Below are 16,983 nucleotides of genomic sequence, written 5' to 3'. Positions count from 1 at the left end.
GCATTCCCGCCGTCGGCGGGACGGCCTGCCGACCGGACGGCAGAAGGGGTCCGCGGCATGGGACATCGCCACGGACCCCTCCGGCGGAACCGGTCGCCGTCAGATCACGAGGCGGGCGGCGTGCTGAAGGGAGCCGCCCAGGTCTGGTTGGTCTGGAGCGAGCCGGGTGCGGTTCCGCAGGTGTACAGGTCGACGGGCGTGCCGCTGGTGGTCGTCGCCCCTCCGTAGCTGTCGAGGCACTTGGTGGTGCCACTGAGCTTGAGGTTTCCGTCCCGGTTGTACGTCCAGGTCTGGTAGCCGGCGGCGGACCCGCACGGGGCGACGCCGGCCCACTGACCGGACTTCCCGTTGATCGCCCCGGTGGTCGTACCGCTCTGGGCGGTCAGGCAGAGGTTCGTGGTGCCGGACTGGAGCAGTTGGATCGTGCCATCGGTGTTGCGCCGCCACTGCTGGTTGGAACCACCGGTGCAGGGATAGAGGTCGACCGGGTTGTTGGTGGCGGTGCCGGAGCGGTAGTTGTCGAGGCACAGCGACGCCTTGCCCCAGTTGTCGCGGGAAGCGGTGATCTGTCCGCTCGGGGTGAAGCTGCCGCAGCCGGCCTGCGGAGTGATCCTGAGCATCGCGTTGTCGTGCGCGCCGAGGGTGAGCGGTACCGACCCGGTCGACGTGCTGCTGGCCTGCGCCCACAGGTCGCGGACGTCGTAGCCGCAGCCGGCGGTGCCGAAGCCGAGACCGGCGAGGGAGAGCGAGTAGTTCACGGCCGCGGAGCCCTTGTTGAGCACGACGACGGCCTTGCCGCCGTCGGCGAGGGGCTTGAGGACGACGTCGACACCGGTCGCGGCGGCCGGGGTGCCGTCGGTGTTGGCCCCGCCGCCGGAGACGCGGTAGCCACCGGCGCCCAGCGGGTCCTGGTCCACCGCGATCACTTCGGAGTTGCCCAGGATCGCGACGGACGCGTTGAGGTGCGCCGCTTCCGCGGGGTGGGCGGCGATGTACGACGGCTGGAACTTACGGGCGTCGGTGCTGATCACCAGGGGTGCGGCCAACGCGGAGAACAGTGCCATCTGGCTGCGTTCCTCGGCGGTGGTCATACCGTTGTCGCCGATCAGCAGCATGTCGGCGTCGTTCCAGTTGCCCGGTCCCTGGTAGCGGCTGAGCTCCAGGGTGTTGTCGAAGCTCTGGTACGCGCCGAAGTTGTAGCCGGCCAGCGGCACGTTCCACGGATTCTTTCCGTCGCCGTAGTTCCAGATGTCGGGGCCCACCCGCCAGAGCTGGCCGAGCCCGCGCACCCAGTTCATCGCGGCGAACTTCGTGGAGCCGTTGCCGTACCCGGCCGGGGCGGAGATGTTGAACGTGATGTTGGGCGTGGCGTCGCCGCCGCCGGCCGCGGCGGTGACCGCGGTCCGCAGATCGTTGGACATGCGGGTGTCGAGCGTCTGCACCGGCTCCTCGTCGCCGCAGTTGTCGTACTTGAGCTGGTCGACGCCCCAGGAGACGAACGAGCCGGCGTCCTTCTGCTCGTAGTACTCGCTGCCGTTGGGCAGGTTGGGCGCCGTGGGCGTGGCGGTGCTGCAGGTGTGCGTGCCGGAGGTCTCGTAGATGCCGAACTTCGCGCCGAGACTGTGCAGGTAGTCGCCGTAGGCGGTCAGTTCGTAGTCGAAGCCGGGCTGCTTCGCGGGGTTGCGGACGTCGGTGGCGCCGCCCCAGTTGAGTCCGCCGTGCAGATAGCCGGAGCTGTTCCGGTACATCCAGCAGTCGTCGACGGTGATCGTCCGGTAGCCCTTGGCGATCAGACCGGTGTCGGACAGCCCCTTGGCGTTGTCCTTCATGTACTGCTGGAAGGAGTAGTCCAGCCGGTTGGAGCCGTCCAGCGGTGCCTGGGGCGCACACGTCGAACGGGACCAGTTGTTGAAGCCCATGGGCGGGAGAGCGGCGATGGGCGTGCTGGGCGTCGCCGCGGACGAGTAGTTCGCCGCCGGCCCGGTCACGCCGTCGTTCGCGGCGGCCGGGCCGGTGCCCAGCAGACAGCCGGCGGGTATCAGAGCGGCGCTCAGGACCACGGTGAGCGGTCTGCGGAGGAGTCTGGTTGCCACGGGGGTGGCTCCTTCGGGGTGGGGGGTCGCCGTACGGCACGGACGGTCGGGACGCTACGAGCGATTGACATAATCTGCGCAGAATTGCCAAGCCGTCAACAACTGCGCGCACAGAGATCTCGCCCGCCGTGCCCGTCGAGGACCGCCGTCGGCAACCGGTCCGGCACCGCTCCACTTGGCCGGCAAGTACTCCTTACCTGCCGATTCGCAACATTCGGGTAACAGCGACTGGACCTGGCCGCCGGGCTCGTGAATACTCCGCGAGACCAGACCGGTCGCTCATATTTGCTCGAATGGTGCATCATTGAATCATCTTCGATCAGCTCCACGCCGAGTGCCGCCTCACCACCTCTGAAGGAAGCGTCGTATGCCCAGCGCCACCCCCTCCCGTACGTCCGTCGAGATAGCCACCCAGCCCGCCTGCTGGCGGCAGGCGGCCCGGTCGCTCCCCGCCCATGCCCCCGCACTCCCCCGCCGGGGCGAGCGCGTGGCGGTCGTCGGCTGCGGTACCTCCTGGTTCATGGCGCAGTCCTACGCTGAGCTGCGCGAGAGCGGCGGCCACGGCGAGACCGACGCCTTCGCCGCCTCGGAGTTCCCGGTCGGGCGCCGCTACGACCGGATCCTCGCGATCACCCGTTCCGGCACCACGACCGAGGTGCTGGACCTGCTCGGCCGGGCGCGCGCCGCCGGTGTGCCCACGACCGCGATCACCGCCGATCCCGCGACTCCCGTGCTGACCGCGGCCGACTCCCTGGTGGTCCTGGACTACGCCGATGAGGAGTCGGTCGTACAGACCCGGTTCGCCACCACCGTGCTCGCCCTGCTCCGCGCCCATCTGGAGGCCGAGGGCGCGCTGCCGCCGGGGGTGCGTTCCGTCGCTGAGGCCGCCCGGGACGCCGAGCGGGCCGTCTCGGAGCCGCTGGCCGCCGAGGTGTGCGGAGCCGAGCAGTTCACCTTCCTCGGCAGCGGCTGGACGTACGGTCTGGCGCTGGAGGCCGGGCTGAAGATGCGCGAGGCGGCGGGCGCGTGGACCGAGGCGTACCCCGCCATGGAGTACCGGCACGGCCCGATCAGCATCACCGGACCCGGGCGCGTGACGTGGATGTTCGGCACGCTGCCGCAGGGCCTCGAGGGCGACGTCGCCCGGGTCGGCGGCACGCTCGTCGCTCACTCCCAGACCCAGACCCAGACCCAGGCCGGGGCCGGGGCCGGGGAGCTCGACCCGCTGGCCGACCTCGTGCGCGCCCAGCGGCTGGCCGTGACCATCGCCGAGGCCCGCGGCTACGACCCGGACCGGCCGCGCAACCTCACCCGCTCCGTCGTACTGGAGGGCCGCCATGCGTGAGGGACACGACGCCGGGGAGTGCGTGATCGCCCTGGACGTCGGCGGCACCGGTATCAAGGGCGCGCTTCTCGACCGGGAACTGCTGCTGTCCACCGTGCGCCGGCCCACCCCCCGGGCCGCCGGACCGGAAGCGGTGGTGGACGTCATCACCGAGACGATCCGGGCCCTCGCGCAGCAGGCCCGCGACGAGGGACTGCGGGTCCGCAGGGTCGGCGTGGTCGTCCCCGGCCATGTCGACGAGGACCTCTCGAACGCCGTCTACTCCGCCAACATCGGCTGGCGCGACCTCCCGCTCGCGAACCTGCTCGAACGGCGCACCGCGCTCCCGGTGACGCTGGGGCACGACGTCCGCGCCGGCGGGCTCGCCGAGTGCGTCCTGGGGGCGGCCCGCGGCGCCCGCGATGTGCTTTTCGTGGCCATCGGCACCGGCATCGCCGCCGCCGTCATCAGCGACGGGCGGCCCGTCCGGGCCGGCGGTCACGCCGGCGAACTCGGCCATGTGGTCGTCGATCCCGGTGGCGTGAAGTGCCAGTGCGGCGGCCGTGGTTGCCTGGAGACGGTGGCCTCGGCCGCCGCGATCAGGGCGGCCTTCACCGCACGGTCCGGCCGTGCCGTCCAGGGCGCCGACGAGGTCGCGGCGCTCGTGGCGCAGGGCGACGCCGACGCCGTGGCGGTCTGGGACCACGCGGTCGACGCGCTCACCTCGGCCCTGGCGACCGCGTCCTCGCTGCTCGGCCCCGAACTCGTCGTCCTCGGCGGCGGCCTCGCCCAGGCGGGCGACACTCTGCTGAAGCCGGTCCGTGCCCGGCTGACCCAGCGGCTGACGTTCCAGCGCCGGCCGGCCGTCGTGCGGGCGGCCCTGGGCGACATGGCCGGCTGCCTGGGCGCCGGACTGTACGCGTGGCAGGCCGTGGACGCCGCGACGCGCGGCGCCGGTTCGGGTACGGCGGACGGGGAGTTCGCCATGCGCGGCGCCACCGCCGGTTCCGCGGGGGTCGGGTCACGGTGATCCTGACCGTCACGCTCAACGCGGCGCTCGACGTCACGTACTTCGTCGACCGTCTCGTGCCCCGCACCTCGCACCGTGTCGACACCGTCCACGAGCGCGCCGGCGGCAAGGGCGTCAACGTCGCCCGGGTGCTGTCCACGCTGGGCCGGCCCGCGGTCGTGACCGGGCTCTGCGGCGGTGACACCGGCGACCGGCTGCGCGGCGAACTGCGGACGGCCGGACTGCGGGACGAACTGGTTCCCGTCGCGGGCGAGTCACGGCGCACCGTGACGATCGTCTCCCGCGAGGACGGTGACGCCACCGTGTTCAACGAGACCGGACCGTCCGTGACGCCCGCCGAGTGGGCGGCCTTCACCGCGCGGTACACGCGGCTGCTGCGTGACGCCGACGTGGTGGTGCTCGCCGGCAGCCTTCCGCCGGGCCTGCCCGCCGACGCGTACGCACACCTCGTCACCCTGGCCCGCGGGGAAGGCGTCGCCACGGTCCTGGACACGAGCGGACCCGCGCTGCGCGCCGCGCTGGCCGCCGGCCCCGACGTCGTCAAACCCAACGCCGATGAACTCGCCGCCGTCACCGGCCTCGAGGACGTCGCGGCCGCCGCGGCCGGCCTGCGGGCGATGGGCGCGCGTACCGTCGTGGCCTCCCGCGGTCCCGACGGACTGCACGCGATCACCCCGCAGGGCTCCTGGCGGGCCACGCCGCCCGAGCGGCTGACCGGCAACCCGACGGGGGCGGGCGACGCGTGCGTCGCAGCGCTCGCAGCCGGGCTCGCCACCGGGGCACCGTGGCCCGCCGTCCTGTGCGAGGCCGTCGCCCTGTCGGCCGCCGCCGTCCTGCGTCCCACGGCGGGCGACTTCGACGCCGACGCCTACCGCCGTTTCCGTACCGCCGTTCCTGTGGAGGAAGTCCATGCCGCTCGCACCCACCCATGAGATCGCCGACGACGCGGCCGGAAGGGTCGCGGGCCTGGGCGCGTTCAACGTCGTCCAGTTGGAGCACGCTGAGGCGATCGTCGCCGGCGCCGAGGCGGCCGGGCTTCCGGTGATCCTGCAGATCAGCGAGAACACCGCCCGCTACCACGGCGCCCTCGAACCGATCGCCCTCGCCTCGCTGGCCATCGCGCGGGCCGCGAGCGTTCCGGTGGCCGTCCATCTCGACCACGCGGAATCGGCGGTCCTCGTGCGCGAGGCGGTGGAACTCGGCTTCACCTCGGTCATGTTCGACGGTGCCAAGCTCCCCTACGCCGAGAACGTCGCCGCCACCCGGGAGATCACGGCGCACTGCCACAGCCGGAAGGTGTGGGTCGAGGCCGAGCTCGGCGAGGTCGGCGGCAAGGACGGCGCCCATGCTCCGGGCGTCCGCACCGACCCGGATGAAGCGCGGGAGTTCGTCGCCGCCACCGGAGTCGACGCGCTCGCCGTGGCGGTGGGCAGCTCCCACGCGATGCACACCCGCGACGCCGTCCTCGACTTCGAGCTGATCACCCGGCTGCGCGACGCCGTCAGCGTCCCGCTCGTCCTGCACGGCTCCTCCGGAGTCGGCGACGCGGACCTCATCCGCGCGGTGGCGGCGGGAATGACGAAGGTCAACATCTCCACCCACCTCAACAAGACGTTCACCCGGGCGGTCCGGACGTACCTCGACGCCGATCCCGGCGTCTCCGACACCCGCAAGTACCTCGGCCCGGCCCGCGACGCGGTCGCGGTGGAGGTCGCCCGCCTGCTGCGCGTTCTGGCCGGCGGGGCCTGAGCCCGCTCGACCCCACCGGTCGGTCCTGAGCCCTTCGACCCGACCGGTGGGTCCGAGCCCCTCGACCCGACCGGGGACCTGATCTCCCTCGCCCGACCCGTGAAGTGATGACGCCCGTGGCCGAACATCGGCCCACCTCGCCGGAGTTGGCGTTCAAGAGTTGAATTCTGCGCATCGTCTTGACGGCTCGCCGCTGCCACTCAACACTGCCTAAACAGATCCAGTGTCTCGGCGATCCGTAGATTGAGAGCGTTTTCAATAGGTTGAATCAAAGGTCAGTTGGTCTTACGTAACTCTAATCCGCAGTTTCGAGACCGCCTTCACCTTTCTTCCGCGCCGACTCGGTGTTCACTTCACGAAACCAGGCGAAAGGACCCCCCACCCATGCGCAGCACCGCCCTTTCCGGCCGCATGCGTCCGCCACCACGTCTCCACCAGCGCAGCGTCGCCTTCCTGAGTGCACTCGTGCTCGTGCTGACCGGGCTGCTCGGCCTCAGCCGGCTCGCCGGTCCCGCCTCGGCGGCCGCGCCCGACTACACCCAGAGCGTCACGCAACTGAGCACCACGCAGGCACAGATCTCCTTCACGCCGACCACGGCCGCGCTCTACGTCGATGTGCACTACGTCGCCAACAGCGCCGGCCAGCAGAACGTCCGTATGACCAACAGCGCGGGCACCTGGACCCAGACCGTGGGCTCACTCACCAACGGGTCGGTCCTGGAGTACTGGTTCACCTACGAGAAGAGCGGGCCGCAGTACGACACGCCCCACTTCACGTACACCCAGGGCGGTGGCGGCACCGGTTCGGTGGCCACCCCGACCTTCAATCCGGCGGGTGGCAGCTACACGTCCGCCCAGAGCGTGACGCTCGCGGACGCGACCGCCGGCGCGAGCATCCACTACACCCGTGACGGCTCCACCCCCACCGCCACGTCGGCGCTGTACAGCGCGCCGATCAGCGTCACGGCCACCACCACCGTCAAGGCCGTCGCCGTCAAGTCCGGCCTCACCGACTCCGCCGTGGCCAGCGCGACCTACACGATCGGCGCCTCGGCCGGCTGCCCCACGCAGTCGGACACGCCGAACTTCGGCCCGAACGTCCACATCTACGACCCCAGCATGTCCAGCGCCACCATCCAGGCGCAGCTCGACGCGCAGTTCGCCCAGATGAAGGACACCAACACCGCGCAGTTCAGCTCGAACCGGGTGGCACAGCTCTTCAAGCCGGGCACGTACGCCGTCAACGACAACGTCGGCTTCTACACCTCGGTGGCCGGCCTCGGGCAGAACCCGGACGACGTGACGATCAACGGTCACGTCACCGTGGACGCCTTCAACGCCTCCGACGCGGGCAACGCGACGCAGAACTTCTGGCGTTCGGCCGAGAACCTGGCGATCAACCCGGTCGGCGGCAACCGCTGGGCCGTCGCCCAGGCCGCCCCGTTCCGCCGGATCGACGTCCACGGCGATCTGCAGCTCTACCCGGCCAGTTACGGCTGGGCCAGCGGCGGCTATGTCGCCGACACCAAGGTCAGCGGCCAGGCCGCGTCCATCTCGCAGCAGCAGTGGTACACCCGGGACAGCAACCTGGGCAGCTGGGCCGGCGGCGTGTGGAACATGGTCTTCTCCGGCACCACCGGCGCTCCGGCGAACACCTTCCCCAACCCGCCCGAGACCACCCTGGCCACCACCCCCGTCTCCCGTGACGTGCCGTACCTGTACGTCGACGGCACCGGCAAGTACCGGGTGTTCCTCCCGTCGCTGCGGACCAACGCCTCCGGCGCGAGCTGGGCGAACGGCAGCACTGCCGGCACCTCGCAGCCGATGAGCCAGTTCTACGTGGTCAAGGCGGGGGACACCGCCGCGACCATCAACAACGCGCTCTCGCAGGGCTGCAACCTGTTCGTCACCCCGGGCGTCTACCACCTGAACCAGACGCTCAACATCAACCGGGCCGACACCGTCGTCCTCGGCATCGGCTACCCGACCTTCGTTCCGGACAACGGCGTCAACGCGATCCAGGTCGCCGACGTGGACGGAGTCCGTCTCAAGGGCCTGCTGATCGACGCCGGCACCACCAACTCGGCGGCGCTGCTGACCGTCGGGCCGGCCGGATCGTCCGCCAACCACGCGGGCAACCCGACGACCATCCAGGACGTGTTCTTCCGGATCGGCGGCCAGATCGCCGGCAAGGCCACGACCAGCCTGATCGTCAACAGCAACAACACGATCATCGACCACATCTGGGCCTGGCGGGCCGACCACGGCAACGCGGGCACCATCGGCTGGACGACCAACACGGCGGACACCGGAGTGATCGTCAACGGCGGAAGCGTGCTGGCGACCGGGCTGTTCGTCGAGCACTACCAGAAGCACGAGGTCGTCTGGAACGGCCAGAACGGCAAGACGATCTTCTTCCAGAACGAGATGCCGTACGACGTGCCGAACCAGGCCGCGTGGATGAGCGCGGCAGGGGTCAACGGGTACGCGGCGTACAAGGTGGGCGCGGGCGTCACCACGCACGAGGCGTGGGGGCTCGGCAGCTACTGCTACTTCAACGTCAATCCGGCGGTGAACAGTTACCACGCCTTCGAGGTGCCCAACACCCCGGGTGTGCGGTTCCATGACGCGCTGACCGTGTCGCTCGGCGGCGTGGGCACCATCACCCATGTCATCAACGACACAGGGGCGTTGACCGCCTCGAACACCACTCCCAGCAATGTGGTCGCCTACCCGTGACCCTGCGGCGGTGACCTGACACGGAACCCGGCCCCGGGGCCCTTCGCGGATGCGCGAGGGGCGCCGGGGCCGCTTTCGCGTCAACCGACCGGATTTCGACCCGGACCGGAAGGAGCTGGCAGATCGTGGTGAGGGGCGCTACGATCACCGCGATGATGACTCACTCTGTTCACAGATTGGGGGACCCGTCCGCGCAAGGTGAGTGCTGATGCTCACTGAGACCGCGAACAGGGATTCCCGCCTTACCCTCTGGCTGCGCGTGCGCGAGTTCGCCGTGCCGCCGTCCATGATCGAGACTGCGACCGCCCGCCGTCGTGCCGGGGACTGGGCAGGCGCCTGCGCTGCCGCAGGCATCGATGTCGATCTCCGTCTGCGTTCCTTGGCGCGCACTCATGGCCACGAACTCGCGGCACGGGTCCGTTCCGATCTCCGCCATCTGGCCCCTGACCTGCTGCGCTGGCACCTGCCGCGGATCGCCCCCAACGGGCTGCTGCGCCCGGGCCTGACCATGGCCCTGGCTCGGTACGACGACCCGGGGCGCAACGGCGCACGGCCGCTGTACCTCGTGGCCCGGACTCCGCCGGCCTGGGCGGACGCGGGTCAGCGGATCAGCCTCGCGCTGTGGGACGGATCCCACTCCGGGGCCGGTGCCGCCCGCCATCCGCATCCCCATCCCAACCGGCGGTTCCGCCTCGACCTGCACCGCCATCTGTGGGACGCGCGCAGGACCGGTGAACTGCGGATCCGGTCCGGGGCCGACCGGTGGACCTCTGACGGCCGCCCCGTACCGGAACTCGACGTACTGGCAACGGAGTTGCCGGAGGCCGTGTTGCCTCCGCGGCACTGCGCCGTCGACCGGTGGGCAGCCGAGGCCGGGATCCTGCTCCACGCCGACGGGAGACCCACAGGTCCCGTCGCCGTGCGGTTCAGGGGCCGGCACCGGTTGGTCCTGGACCTGGTCGCCGACAGGGACCGCGGCGGGCCGCCCGCACTGCGGATCGCGGCGGCGTCCCTGGACGGCGGGGATCCGACGCTGCCGGTCCTGCCCGACGCGGCGGCCTGGGTGCCACCCGACCTGGAACTGATCCGCAGCGGTTCGATCGAGGTCGACCGGCTGCATCCGCTGGTCGCCTCGGCACTGGTACCGGATCATGCGCCGGCCGGGCCGTCCCCGTCTCCGCACCGGCCGGGACGACCGCGCCTCGTGGAGTGCCGGGGAACTCAGCACCGGATCGCCCTGGTCGACGGGGTACTGGCCCCGCTGGATCACGACCCGGCCGAGATCCGGCGGGAGGAGCTGCTGGTCGCCCTGACCGGCACCCCGCTTCCCTGCCTGCAGGCCATCGATGCGGCGCACCGCCGTCCTGACTGCCTCACCGGAGTCCGCGAACGCCTGGACCACGGCGACACCGCCGGTGCGCTGGCCGTCGTCGAGGGCCTGTTGGGCCCCGACGCACTGCTGCGGGCCGGCGCGCTGCGCGACGAACTGGAGACGGCGGCGCAGCGGCGGATCACCTACGGGCTGTACAGGTCAGGGCTGATCGGCCCCGGTCCCGGCCGCATTCCGCCGAACCCGGAACGTCCCCGTGACAACCGCTCCCACCCGCGGCACACGACCCCCCGCTGACCTCGGGGATCGCCCTCCCCGTCCCCGCTCGACCCCTCACGAACCCAAAGGTGATCCACCATGCCCACATCCACGCCGTTCGCTGCCACCGACACCCTCTCCGACCCGGTTCGCACCCCCCAACTCGACGTCGCAGGCGACCTGCTGACGCTGCTGCGCGACGCGACCACCGAACCGCGCCCCGACAACCAGCTGGAGGCCCTGACGCTTGCGGTGGCCGCCGACCTGCCCGTCCTCCTGTGGGGTGAGCCGGGGATCGGCAAGACCGCGGCCCTGACGCAGCTCGCCGCGGCGCTGGACCTGCCGCTGACCACCGTGATCGCCAGCGTGCACGAGCCGTCGGACTTCTCCGGGCTGCCCGTCATCGGAGATGATCCCGCGGAGCAGGGGGTCCCGATGGCCCCGCCGGACTGGGCCGTACGCCTGGTCCGGGCGGGCCGGGGACTGCTGTTCCTGGACGAACTGTCCACCGCGCCGCCGGCCGTTCAGGCCGCCCTGCTCCGCCTCGTGCTGGAGCGGCGGATCGGCTCCCTGCAACTGCCTCCCGGGGTCAGGATCGTGGCCGCCGCCAATCCGCGGTCCTCGGCCGCCGACGGCTGGGAGCTGAGCCCGCCGCTGGCCAACCGTTTCGTCCACCTTCACTGGACCCACGACCACGAGGTCGTGGTGCGCGGTCTGGGCGGGACCTGGCCCCGGGCGACCCTGCCGCTGCTCGACCCGGAAAGGCTGCCGGAGGCCGTGGACTTCGCCCGTCGCGCGGTGTGCGGGCTGCTGTCCGCCCGCCCCGCGCTCGTGCACCGGCTGCCCAGCAGTGAAACGCGCCGTGGCGGTGCCTGGCCGTCACCCCGGAGCTGGGAGATGACGCTGTGCCTCATCGCCTTCGCGACCGCGGCCGGCTCCTCCCGGGAGGTGCTCTCCCTGCTGGTGAGAGGCACCGTGGGAGACGGTCCGGGGCTGGAGCTGCTGGCGAGCCTGGACCGGATGGACCTCCCGGACCCCGAGACGCTGCTCGCCGACCCCGCGAGTGCCGTGCTGCCCGAGCGGGGAGATCTGCGCCAGGCCGTGCTCGACGGCGTGGTGGACTCGGTCCGCAAGCGCCCCGAGAAGTCCCGCTGGAACGCGGCGTGGGAGATCCTGGCCCGGGCGGTGGAGACCGGGGCCCCGGACCTGGTGGTCGTCCCCGCTGCCACGCTCGCGGCCTTGCGCCGGGAGGACTGGGACGTTCCGGCGTCGATCGAGGGGCTCGCCGGAGCGGTGACCATGTCCCGGCGGGCGGACGAGGCGGCGGCCCGGGCCTCGGTCACCACGAAGGTCGGCCGGTGATCCCGGACGCGACGGGGACCCTGGACCTCGACAAACTCTTCACGGCCCGGCTGCACGCCGCCCGGGCCCGGCCGTACCTGGCGACCGCCCTGTTCGCCCTGCACCCCGTCGAGTCGCAACGGGTACCCACCATGGCCGTCGACCGGCACTGGCGGTGCTACATCTCGCCGGGGTTCGTGGACCGGACGCCGGTGGAGGAGCTGGCAGGGGTGTGGGTGCACGAGGTCTCGCACCTCCTGCGCGACCACCACGGGCGCAGCGACCGGGTCGCGCGGGAGCAAGGACTCACCGGCCCCGGGGAACGGCTGCGGATGAACATCGCCGCGGACTGCGAGATCAACGACGACGCGTTCGGCGACGGACTGGTCCGGCCCGAAGGTGCCGTCGAACCGGGCTCCTTGGGGCTGCCGGAAGGCAAGCTCATGGAGGACTATCTCCCCCGGTTCAGCCTCGGGCCGCTCACCCTGGCCGCGGCCTGGCTGGACTGCGGCAGTGGCGCCGACGGGCTGGACCGGGAGTGGGACCTGGGGCCGGACGGCGCGCACGGCCTCAGCGAGCAGGAACGGGACGCGGTCCGGTTCCGGGTGGCGCAGGGCATCACCGGCCGTCCGGGGAACACCCCGGAGGGGTGGAAACGGTGGGCGGAGGAGGCTTTCCATCCGCCGCAGCCGTGGCGGGAGTTGCTGGGAGCGGCGGTCCGCTCGGCCGCCTCCGGTACCGGCGCGGGCGAGGACTACAGCTACGGCCGGCCGTCGCGGCGCTCGACCGCGGTCCCCGGCACCGTGCTGCCGAGCCTCCGGCGCAGACCGCCCAGGGTCTCCGTGGTCATCGACACGTCCGCGTCGGTCAGTGACGCCGAGCTGGGCAGCGCGCTCCTCGAGGTCTCCGCGATCTCCCGTGCCGTGGGCGGCCGTCGCGACCTGATCACCGTGGTGCCGTGCGACGCGGCGGCCCGCATCGTGCACCCGCTGTGCCAGGGCGAGGGCATCCCACTGCTGGGCGGTGGGGGAACGGATCTGCGCACGGGTTTCGCCAAGGCGCTCCGGGCGCAGTCCCGGCCGGACGTCATCGTGGTCCTGACCGACGGCCAGACGCCCTGGCCGAGCACCCGGCCGCCGTGCCGGACGGTGGTGGGTCTGTTCCCCCGGCAGCGTTCGGTCCGGTCCTGGGACCGGCAGGACGATCCCGACTACGTACCGGACACCCCGCCCGACTGGGCACGCGTGGTGAACATCGGGGCTGCCTGACGTCCCGCCGAGTCCCGCCGCGCTCAGCTTCTGCCCGCCGCCTCCGCGCAGGCGGCGTGGCCCCAGCCGCCCGCCACCTTGGCGATCAACTCGCCCTTGGCGTAGGAGCCGGAGCAGTGGCACCGTCCGGGGTACCTCGCCTCGATGGTGCCGGAGGAGGCCTTGCCGGTCCGCGGCTTCGACGCGGCGGCCTTGCGACCGGAGCGCGGACCGTCCGGGGACTGGGCCGCGGCATCCGGCACGGGGAGTTCGGCGCCGGTACCGCTGCTCGCCTGCTGGCTGATCGCGGCGTCGCTGGCGGCCTTGTCGGCGATCGCGTTGAGCGGATCCCCGTTCACCTGGTGCGCGGGAACGTACACGAACTCGACGTCGCGGCCGGTCAGCAGGGCGTCGATGCGCTGAATGATCTCCCGGTTCGCCACCGGCTTCCCGGCGGCGGTCTTCCAGCCGTTCTTCTTCCAGGCGACCAGCCACTTGGTGGCGGCGTCACGGGTGTAGGTGGAGTCCAGCCGGACCTCCAGGGGCACGGCCGGATCCGTCGCGGTCAGGAGCTGCTCGAGCGCCGTCAGCTCACCGACGTTGTTCGTCGAGTGCCCCAGCGGCCCCGCCTGCCAGCGCTGCGGCCGTCCCTGGGCGTCCGCGACCACGAAGGCCCACGCCGCCGGGCCCGGGTTCCCCTTGGCGGCTCCGTCACATGCTCCAATAACGCGTTCCATCCCCTGATGATGTCAGGTGTTCGCCGCCCGCCGAGCACGGCGCATACGGCCGGCCGGCCGAGTCCTCCCCGCCACGGCCCCGCCGGCCCTGCCCGTCCCGGAGAGAGTCCCGGAGGAGGACCCGGCGTTCCGGATCCTCCCCCGGGGACCGGCTACTCGGTGCGCAGCGCCGTCGCGGTGCGGGTCCCGGCGGCCCATCCGGCGGGGAGCAGCGCGCCCGCGGTCGCGATGACCAGTCCGCCCAGGAAGAGCGGGACCAGCACCGGAAGGTGATAGACGGCGAGGTCCTGCGCCGGGAACCTCGTACCGGCGGCGTCACCCATCACCGGCAGCACGTAGTCGTGCAGCGCGATGCCGACCGGGACCCCGACCACACCGGCGACCAGTCCGATCCCGGCGACCGAGGTGATGACCATCGTGACCGTCTGCCGCGGCGACATGCCCAGGGCCTTGAACACCCCGAAGTCATGGACGCGTTCGCGGGTGTCGAGTACGACCGTGTTCAGTACGCCCAGGCCCGCCACCGCGACGAGCATCAGGGTGAGCAGCGCGGCCAGCGTGTCCATGGCGATCACCGTGCTGCTGGTCTGTGTGGAGTTGCGCTCGGCGGTGGTTCCGAGCGGCTGCAGGGCGGTGTTGAGCGCCCGCAGATAGCCCTGCGGGTCGGTGCCCGGCGCGAGGTCGATGTGGAACTCGACCGACTCCGGGGCGACGACGGTGCCGAGACCGGCCAGGGACGCGTTGTCGGTCAGGATGCTCATCCCTTCGTCCCGCAGGTCGAGGGCCTCGCCGACTATCCGTACCGGGGCCGTGCGGCCCTCGTTGGTCAGGTTCCCGGCCCTGTTCGGCCCCGTTCCCCCTCCGGCGTCGTCGGGGGGCGGACCCATGGTCCGGACGAGGACGTCGCCGGCCGTTCGCTGGTCGAGGCCGCTCTCGATGCCGTTGAGCGACAGGGCGAGCCCGACGCCGAAGGTGACCCCGACCGTTCCGAAGATCACGGCCGCGGCCATCGTGCCCGACCGCCCGGGCCGGGCGAAGGGGTTGGCCAGGCCGAGGCTCACCGGGCGCGGCAGCGGCAGCCGGCCGAGCAGCTGCCGGACCAGCCGCCCGCGCCCGGCCCGCGGAGCCCGGCCGACGGCGATCGCCTCGACCGTACGCAGCCGCCCGGCGCGCAGGGCGGGGGCCAGCGCGGTGGCGACGACCGCGGCGAGGGCGACGGCGGGCACGGCGATGTCGATCCACGGCGCGACCGTCATGGTCCCGGTGCCGTAGGCGCTGCCCTCGATGCTCATGACCGGGATCGCCAGCAGATTGCCGAGGACGACGCCCTGACGGCGCGGCCGGCCTCCGCTGCAACAGAGCCCGGCAGTTCCCCTGTTGACGAGTGGCAACGGCCGGGGTCAGCCATGAAAAACGACCGCTGTCGGCCTCCGGCACCCACTCGGGTGCCGCACAAGGCATTGATCCGGTGGAACCGGATTCAGCGCGGTCTCATCAACAATGTCAGCAGATCATTTTGCTTCGCGCAAGCCCTTAACCACTTGGATGCCGCCGTCGAGCAGGTCGGCCGATATACGTCACGCATGCCCACCATCCCCTGCGACCTGGGGTGTTGGCGGTTCGATCGACGATCCGCGGTCATGCGTGGCTGAAACACCCCTCTTCGGACTCGGGGATCGGCGTCAATTCGCGATATCCGGTGGACGGCTCTTTCCCCGGCGCCCCATTCTTCTGAGAAGCCCTACGGGCGGAAGGCTGCAACCTTCCGTCCGACGTATTCAGGGCCGACGAGTGGCAACGAGCCATGGAGGTAACCGCCGAGTGCCAATACACAGGCACACTGACCAACAGACCTGCGAACACCGCCACCAGCCCCACCGCGGATTCCGGCTGCGAGGAGCACTCGTCCTGCTTCTCGCCGTCGCCATCCTCGGCGCCGAGCTGGCACCCCGCATCCACATCGACATCGCCTTCCCGGCACCGACCCTGCCGGCCCTGATCGCCGCCGAGCTGATCCGCCGGTTCGTCGGCGCATTCCTCACCAAGGACCACTGATCACGCGGGACCACGCGAAACGCCGGCCGGGACCGATCCCCCGGCCGGCGCCGCGTCCAGGTCTCGCCCCCTCAGACCGGAGGGACACCGTAGGATCCGAACATGGTCACGCCCGGTACATATCAGCTTCTCGATCCCGATCGGCCGAGCTGGGAGTCCGACGGTCCACGTCCGGTCCGCGCCTACCGCTGGGAACCCTCGCAGCGTCAGCAGACACCGCCACCTGTGGTGTTGCTTTCCCATGGCACCGGCGGCAGCGCTCTTGACCTGGCCTGGCTCGCGGAGCCGCTGGCCGAGGCGGGATATCTGGTCGCGGGTGTCGATCACCACGGCAACAACTCCGTGGACGGCTACCTGCCCGAGGGGTTCGTGTTCGCCTGGGAACGTCCGCGCGACCTCGCTTTCCTGTTGAGGGAGCTGGAGCGGGAACGGGATATCGGCCCGGTGGGAACAGCGGGATTCTCCCTCGGCGGTTTCACCGCAGCTGCCATGGTCGGCGCGCGGCTCGCACCGGATCGGCTGCGCGCGGTCGTCCGGGGACTCGTCCCGGTGCCTCCGCTGCCGGAGTTCCCCGACCTGCTCGCGGCCCTGCACACCCGGGTACCGGACGACATGTTGGAGCGGCTGCTCGAGCAGTCAGGCGTGGACACCTCGCTCCCGCAGGTCCGCGCGGCGTTTCTGATCTGTCCCGCCATCGGACAGCTGGTCGACGAGGAGAGCCTTGCCGGGATCGACCGCCCCGTCGCCATCCGCTGGGGAGGCGCGGACGACAACGCCCCAGGACCGGAGAACGCCCTGCGCTACGGAGAGTTCATCCCGGGTGCGGACGTCCGCTCCGCCGGCGAGGACGTGGGGCATTACGCCTTCGCCAACGACGACGCGGCGGACGCACCCGTACGTGCTCGGGTCGCGGCCGACGCCGTCGAGTTCTTCACCCGTCACCTGCCGACGGGTCCTCAGTTCTGATCACCGCCGAGCCCGGCTCGGACCGGCGGGGGCCCGGGGATCAGGTCGGGTGTTCGACCGGCGGACCTGGAAAGGGCTTTCTCCGCGCTCGAACGCCCATGCCGGTCCGAACAC

Annotated in this window: 13 protein-coding genes; 10 read left to right on the top strand and 3 right to left on the bottom strand. The window is 71.5% G+C overall.

Going from position 1 to position 16,983, the window contains the following annotated elements:
* Positions 1-104 precede the first annotated feature (104 nt).
* Positions 105-2,093: an alpha-galactosidase gene (locus tag LNW72_RS37515; RefSeq protein WP_250979495.1), complete on the bottom strand. Its 1,989-nt coding sequence runs from the start codon at positions 2,091-2,093 to the stop codon at positions 105-107.
* Between the two features lie 367 nt (positions 2,094-2,460).
* Here LNW72_RS37515 and LNW72_RS37510 point away from each other — a divergent pair, with 367 nt between their 5' ends.
* The 8 genes from LNW72_RS37510 to LNW72_RS37475 all read left to right on the top strand — a co-directional run bounded on the left by LNW72_RS37510 (position 2,461) and on the right by LNW72_RS37475 (position 13,132).
* Positions 2,461-3,438: an SIS domain-containing protein gene (locus tag LNW72_RS37510; RefSeq protein ID WP_250979494.1), complete on the top strand. Its 978-nt coding sequence runs from the start codon at positions 2,461-2,463 to the stop codon at positions 3,436-3,438.
* A complete protein-coding gene (locus LNW72_RS37505) occupies positions 3,431-4,447 on the top strand; it encodes an ROK family protein (protein WP_250979493.1) in 1,017 nt (338 codons plus the stop codon). Before LNW72_RS37510 ends, LNW72_RS37505 begins: the two co-directional genes overlap by 8 nt.
* The gene (locus LNW72_RS37500; RefSeq protein ID WP_250979492.1) at positions 4,444-5,379 is read left to right on the top strand and encodes a 1-phosphofructokinase family hexose kinase; all 936 of its coding nucleotides are present in this window, start codon (positions 4,444-4,446) and stop codon (positions 5,377-5,379) included. Before LNW72_RS37505 ends, LNW72_RS37500 begins: the two co-directional genes overlap by 4 nt.
* Complete coding sequence (locus tag LNW72_RS37495) at positions 5,357-6,196, top strand: class II fructose-bisphosphate aldolase (protein ID WP_250979491.1); 840 nt, start codon at positions 5,357-5,359, stop codon at positions 6,194-6,196. Before LNW72_RS37500 ends, LNW72_RS37495 begins: the two co-directional genes overlap by 23 nt.
* A 384-nt stretch (positions 6,197-6,580) precedes the next feature.
* Positions 6,581-8,935 carry a chitobiase/beta-hexosaminidase C-terminal domain-containing protein gene (locus LNW72_RS37490; RefSeq protein WP_250979490.1) on the top strand — a complete coding sequence of 785 codons (2,355 nt, stop codon included), beginning with the start codon at positions 6,581-6,583 and terminating at the stop codon, positions 8,933-8,935.
* Between the two features lie 208 nt (positions 8,936-9,143).
* Entirely contained in the window at positions 9,144-10,562 is a 1,419-nt protein-coding gene (locus LNW72_RS37485) for a hypothetical protein (protein WP_250979489.1), read from the top strand.
* A 60-nt stretch (positions 10,563-10,622) separates the two neighbouring features.
* A complete protein-coding gene (locus LNW72_RS37480) occupies positions 10,623-11,885 on the top strand; it encodes a MoxR family ATPase (RefSeq protein ID WP_250979488.1) in 1,263 nt (420 codons plus the stop codon).
* Positions 11,882-13,132: a VWA-like domain-containing protein gene (locus LNW72_RS37475; RefSeq protein WP_250979487.1), complete on the top strand. Its 1,251-nt coding sequence runs from the start codon at positions 11,882-11,884 to the stop codon at positions 13,130-13,132. The genes LNW72_RS37480 and LNW72_RS37475 overlap by 4 nt, the downstream gene beginning before the upstream one ends.
* A 23-nt stretch (positions 13,133-13,155) precedes the next feature.
* Here the strand turns inward: LNW72_RS37475 and LNW72_RS37470 are convergent, their stop codons facing one another.
* Both LNW72_RS37470 and LNW72_RS37465 read right to left on the bottom strand, forming a co-directional pair.
* Positions 13,156-13,848: a ribonuclease H gene (locus tag LNW72_RS37470; RefSeq protein WP_250979486.1), complete on the bottom strand. Its 693-nt coding sequence runs from the start codon at positions 13,846-13,848 to the stop codon at positions 13,156-13,158.
* 152 nt (positions 13,849-14,000) lie between these two features.
* Positions 14,001-15,140 carry an ABC transporter permease gene (locus tag LNW72_RS37465; protein WP_250979485.1) on the bottom strand — a complete coding sequence of 380 codons (1,140 nt, stop codon included), beginning with the start codon at positions 15,138-15,140 and terminating at the stop codon, positions 14,001-14,003.
* A 529-nt stretch (positions 15,141-15,669) separates the two neighbouring features.
* Here LNW72_RS37465 and LNW72_RS37460 point away from each other — a divergent pair.
* On the top strand, positions 15,670-15,903 hold the full coding sequence (locus LNW72_RS37460; RefSeq protein ID WP_250979484.1) for a hypothetical protein: 234 nt from the start codon (positions 15,670-15,672) through the stop codon (positions 15,901-15,903).
* Positions 15,904-16,128: 225 nt separating this feature from the next.
* Positions 16,129-16,869, top strand: a complete 741-nt coding sequence (locus tag LNW72_RS37455) for a serine aminopeptidase domain-containing protein (RefSeq protein ID WP_250979483.1) — start codon at positions 16,129-16,131, stop codon at positions 16,867-16,869.
* Positions 16,870-16,983 lie beyond the last annotated feature (114 nt).

It is taken from the genome of Streptomyces sp. RKAG293, assembly GCF_023701745.1.
Lineage (GTDB): Bacteria > Actinomycetota > Actinomycetes > Streptomycetales > Streptomycetaceae > Actinacidiphila.
Note: the sequence above shows the minus strand (reverse complement) of the source record. Positions and strands in the feature narration are given on the sequence as shown.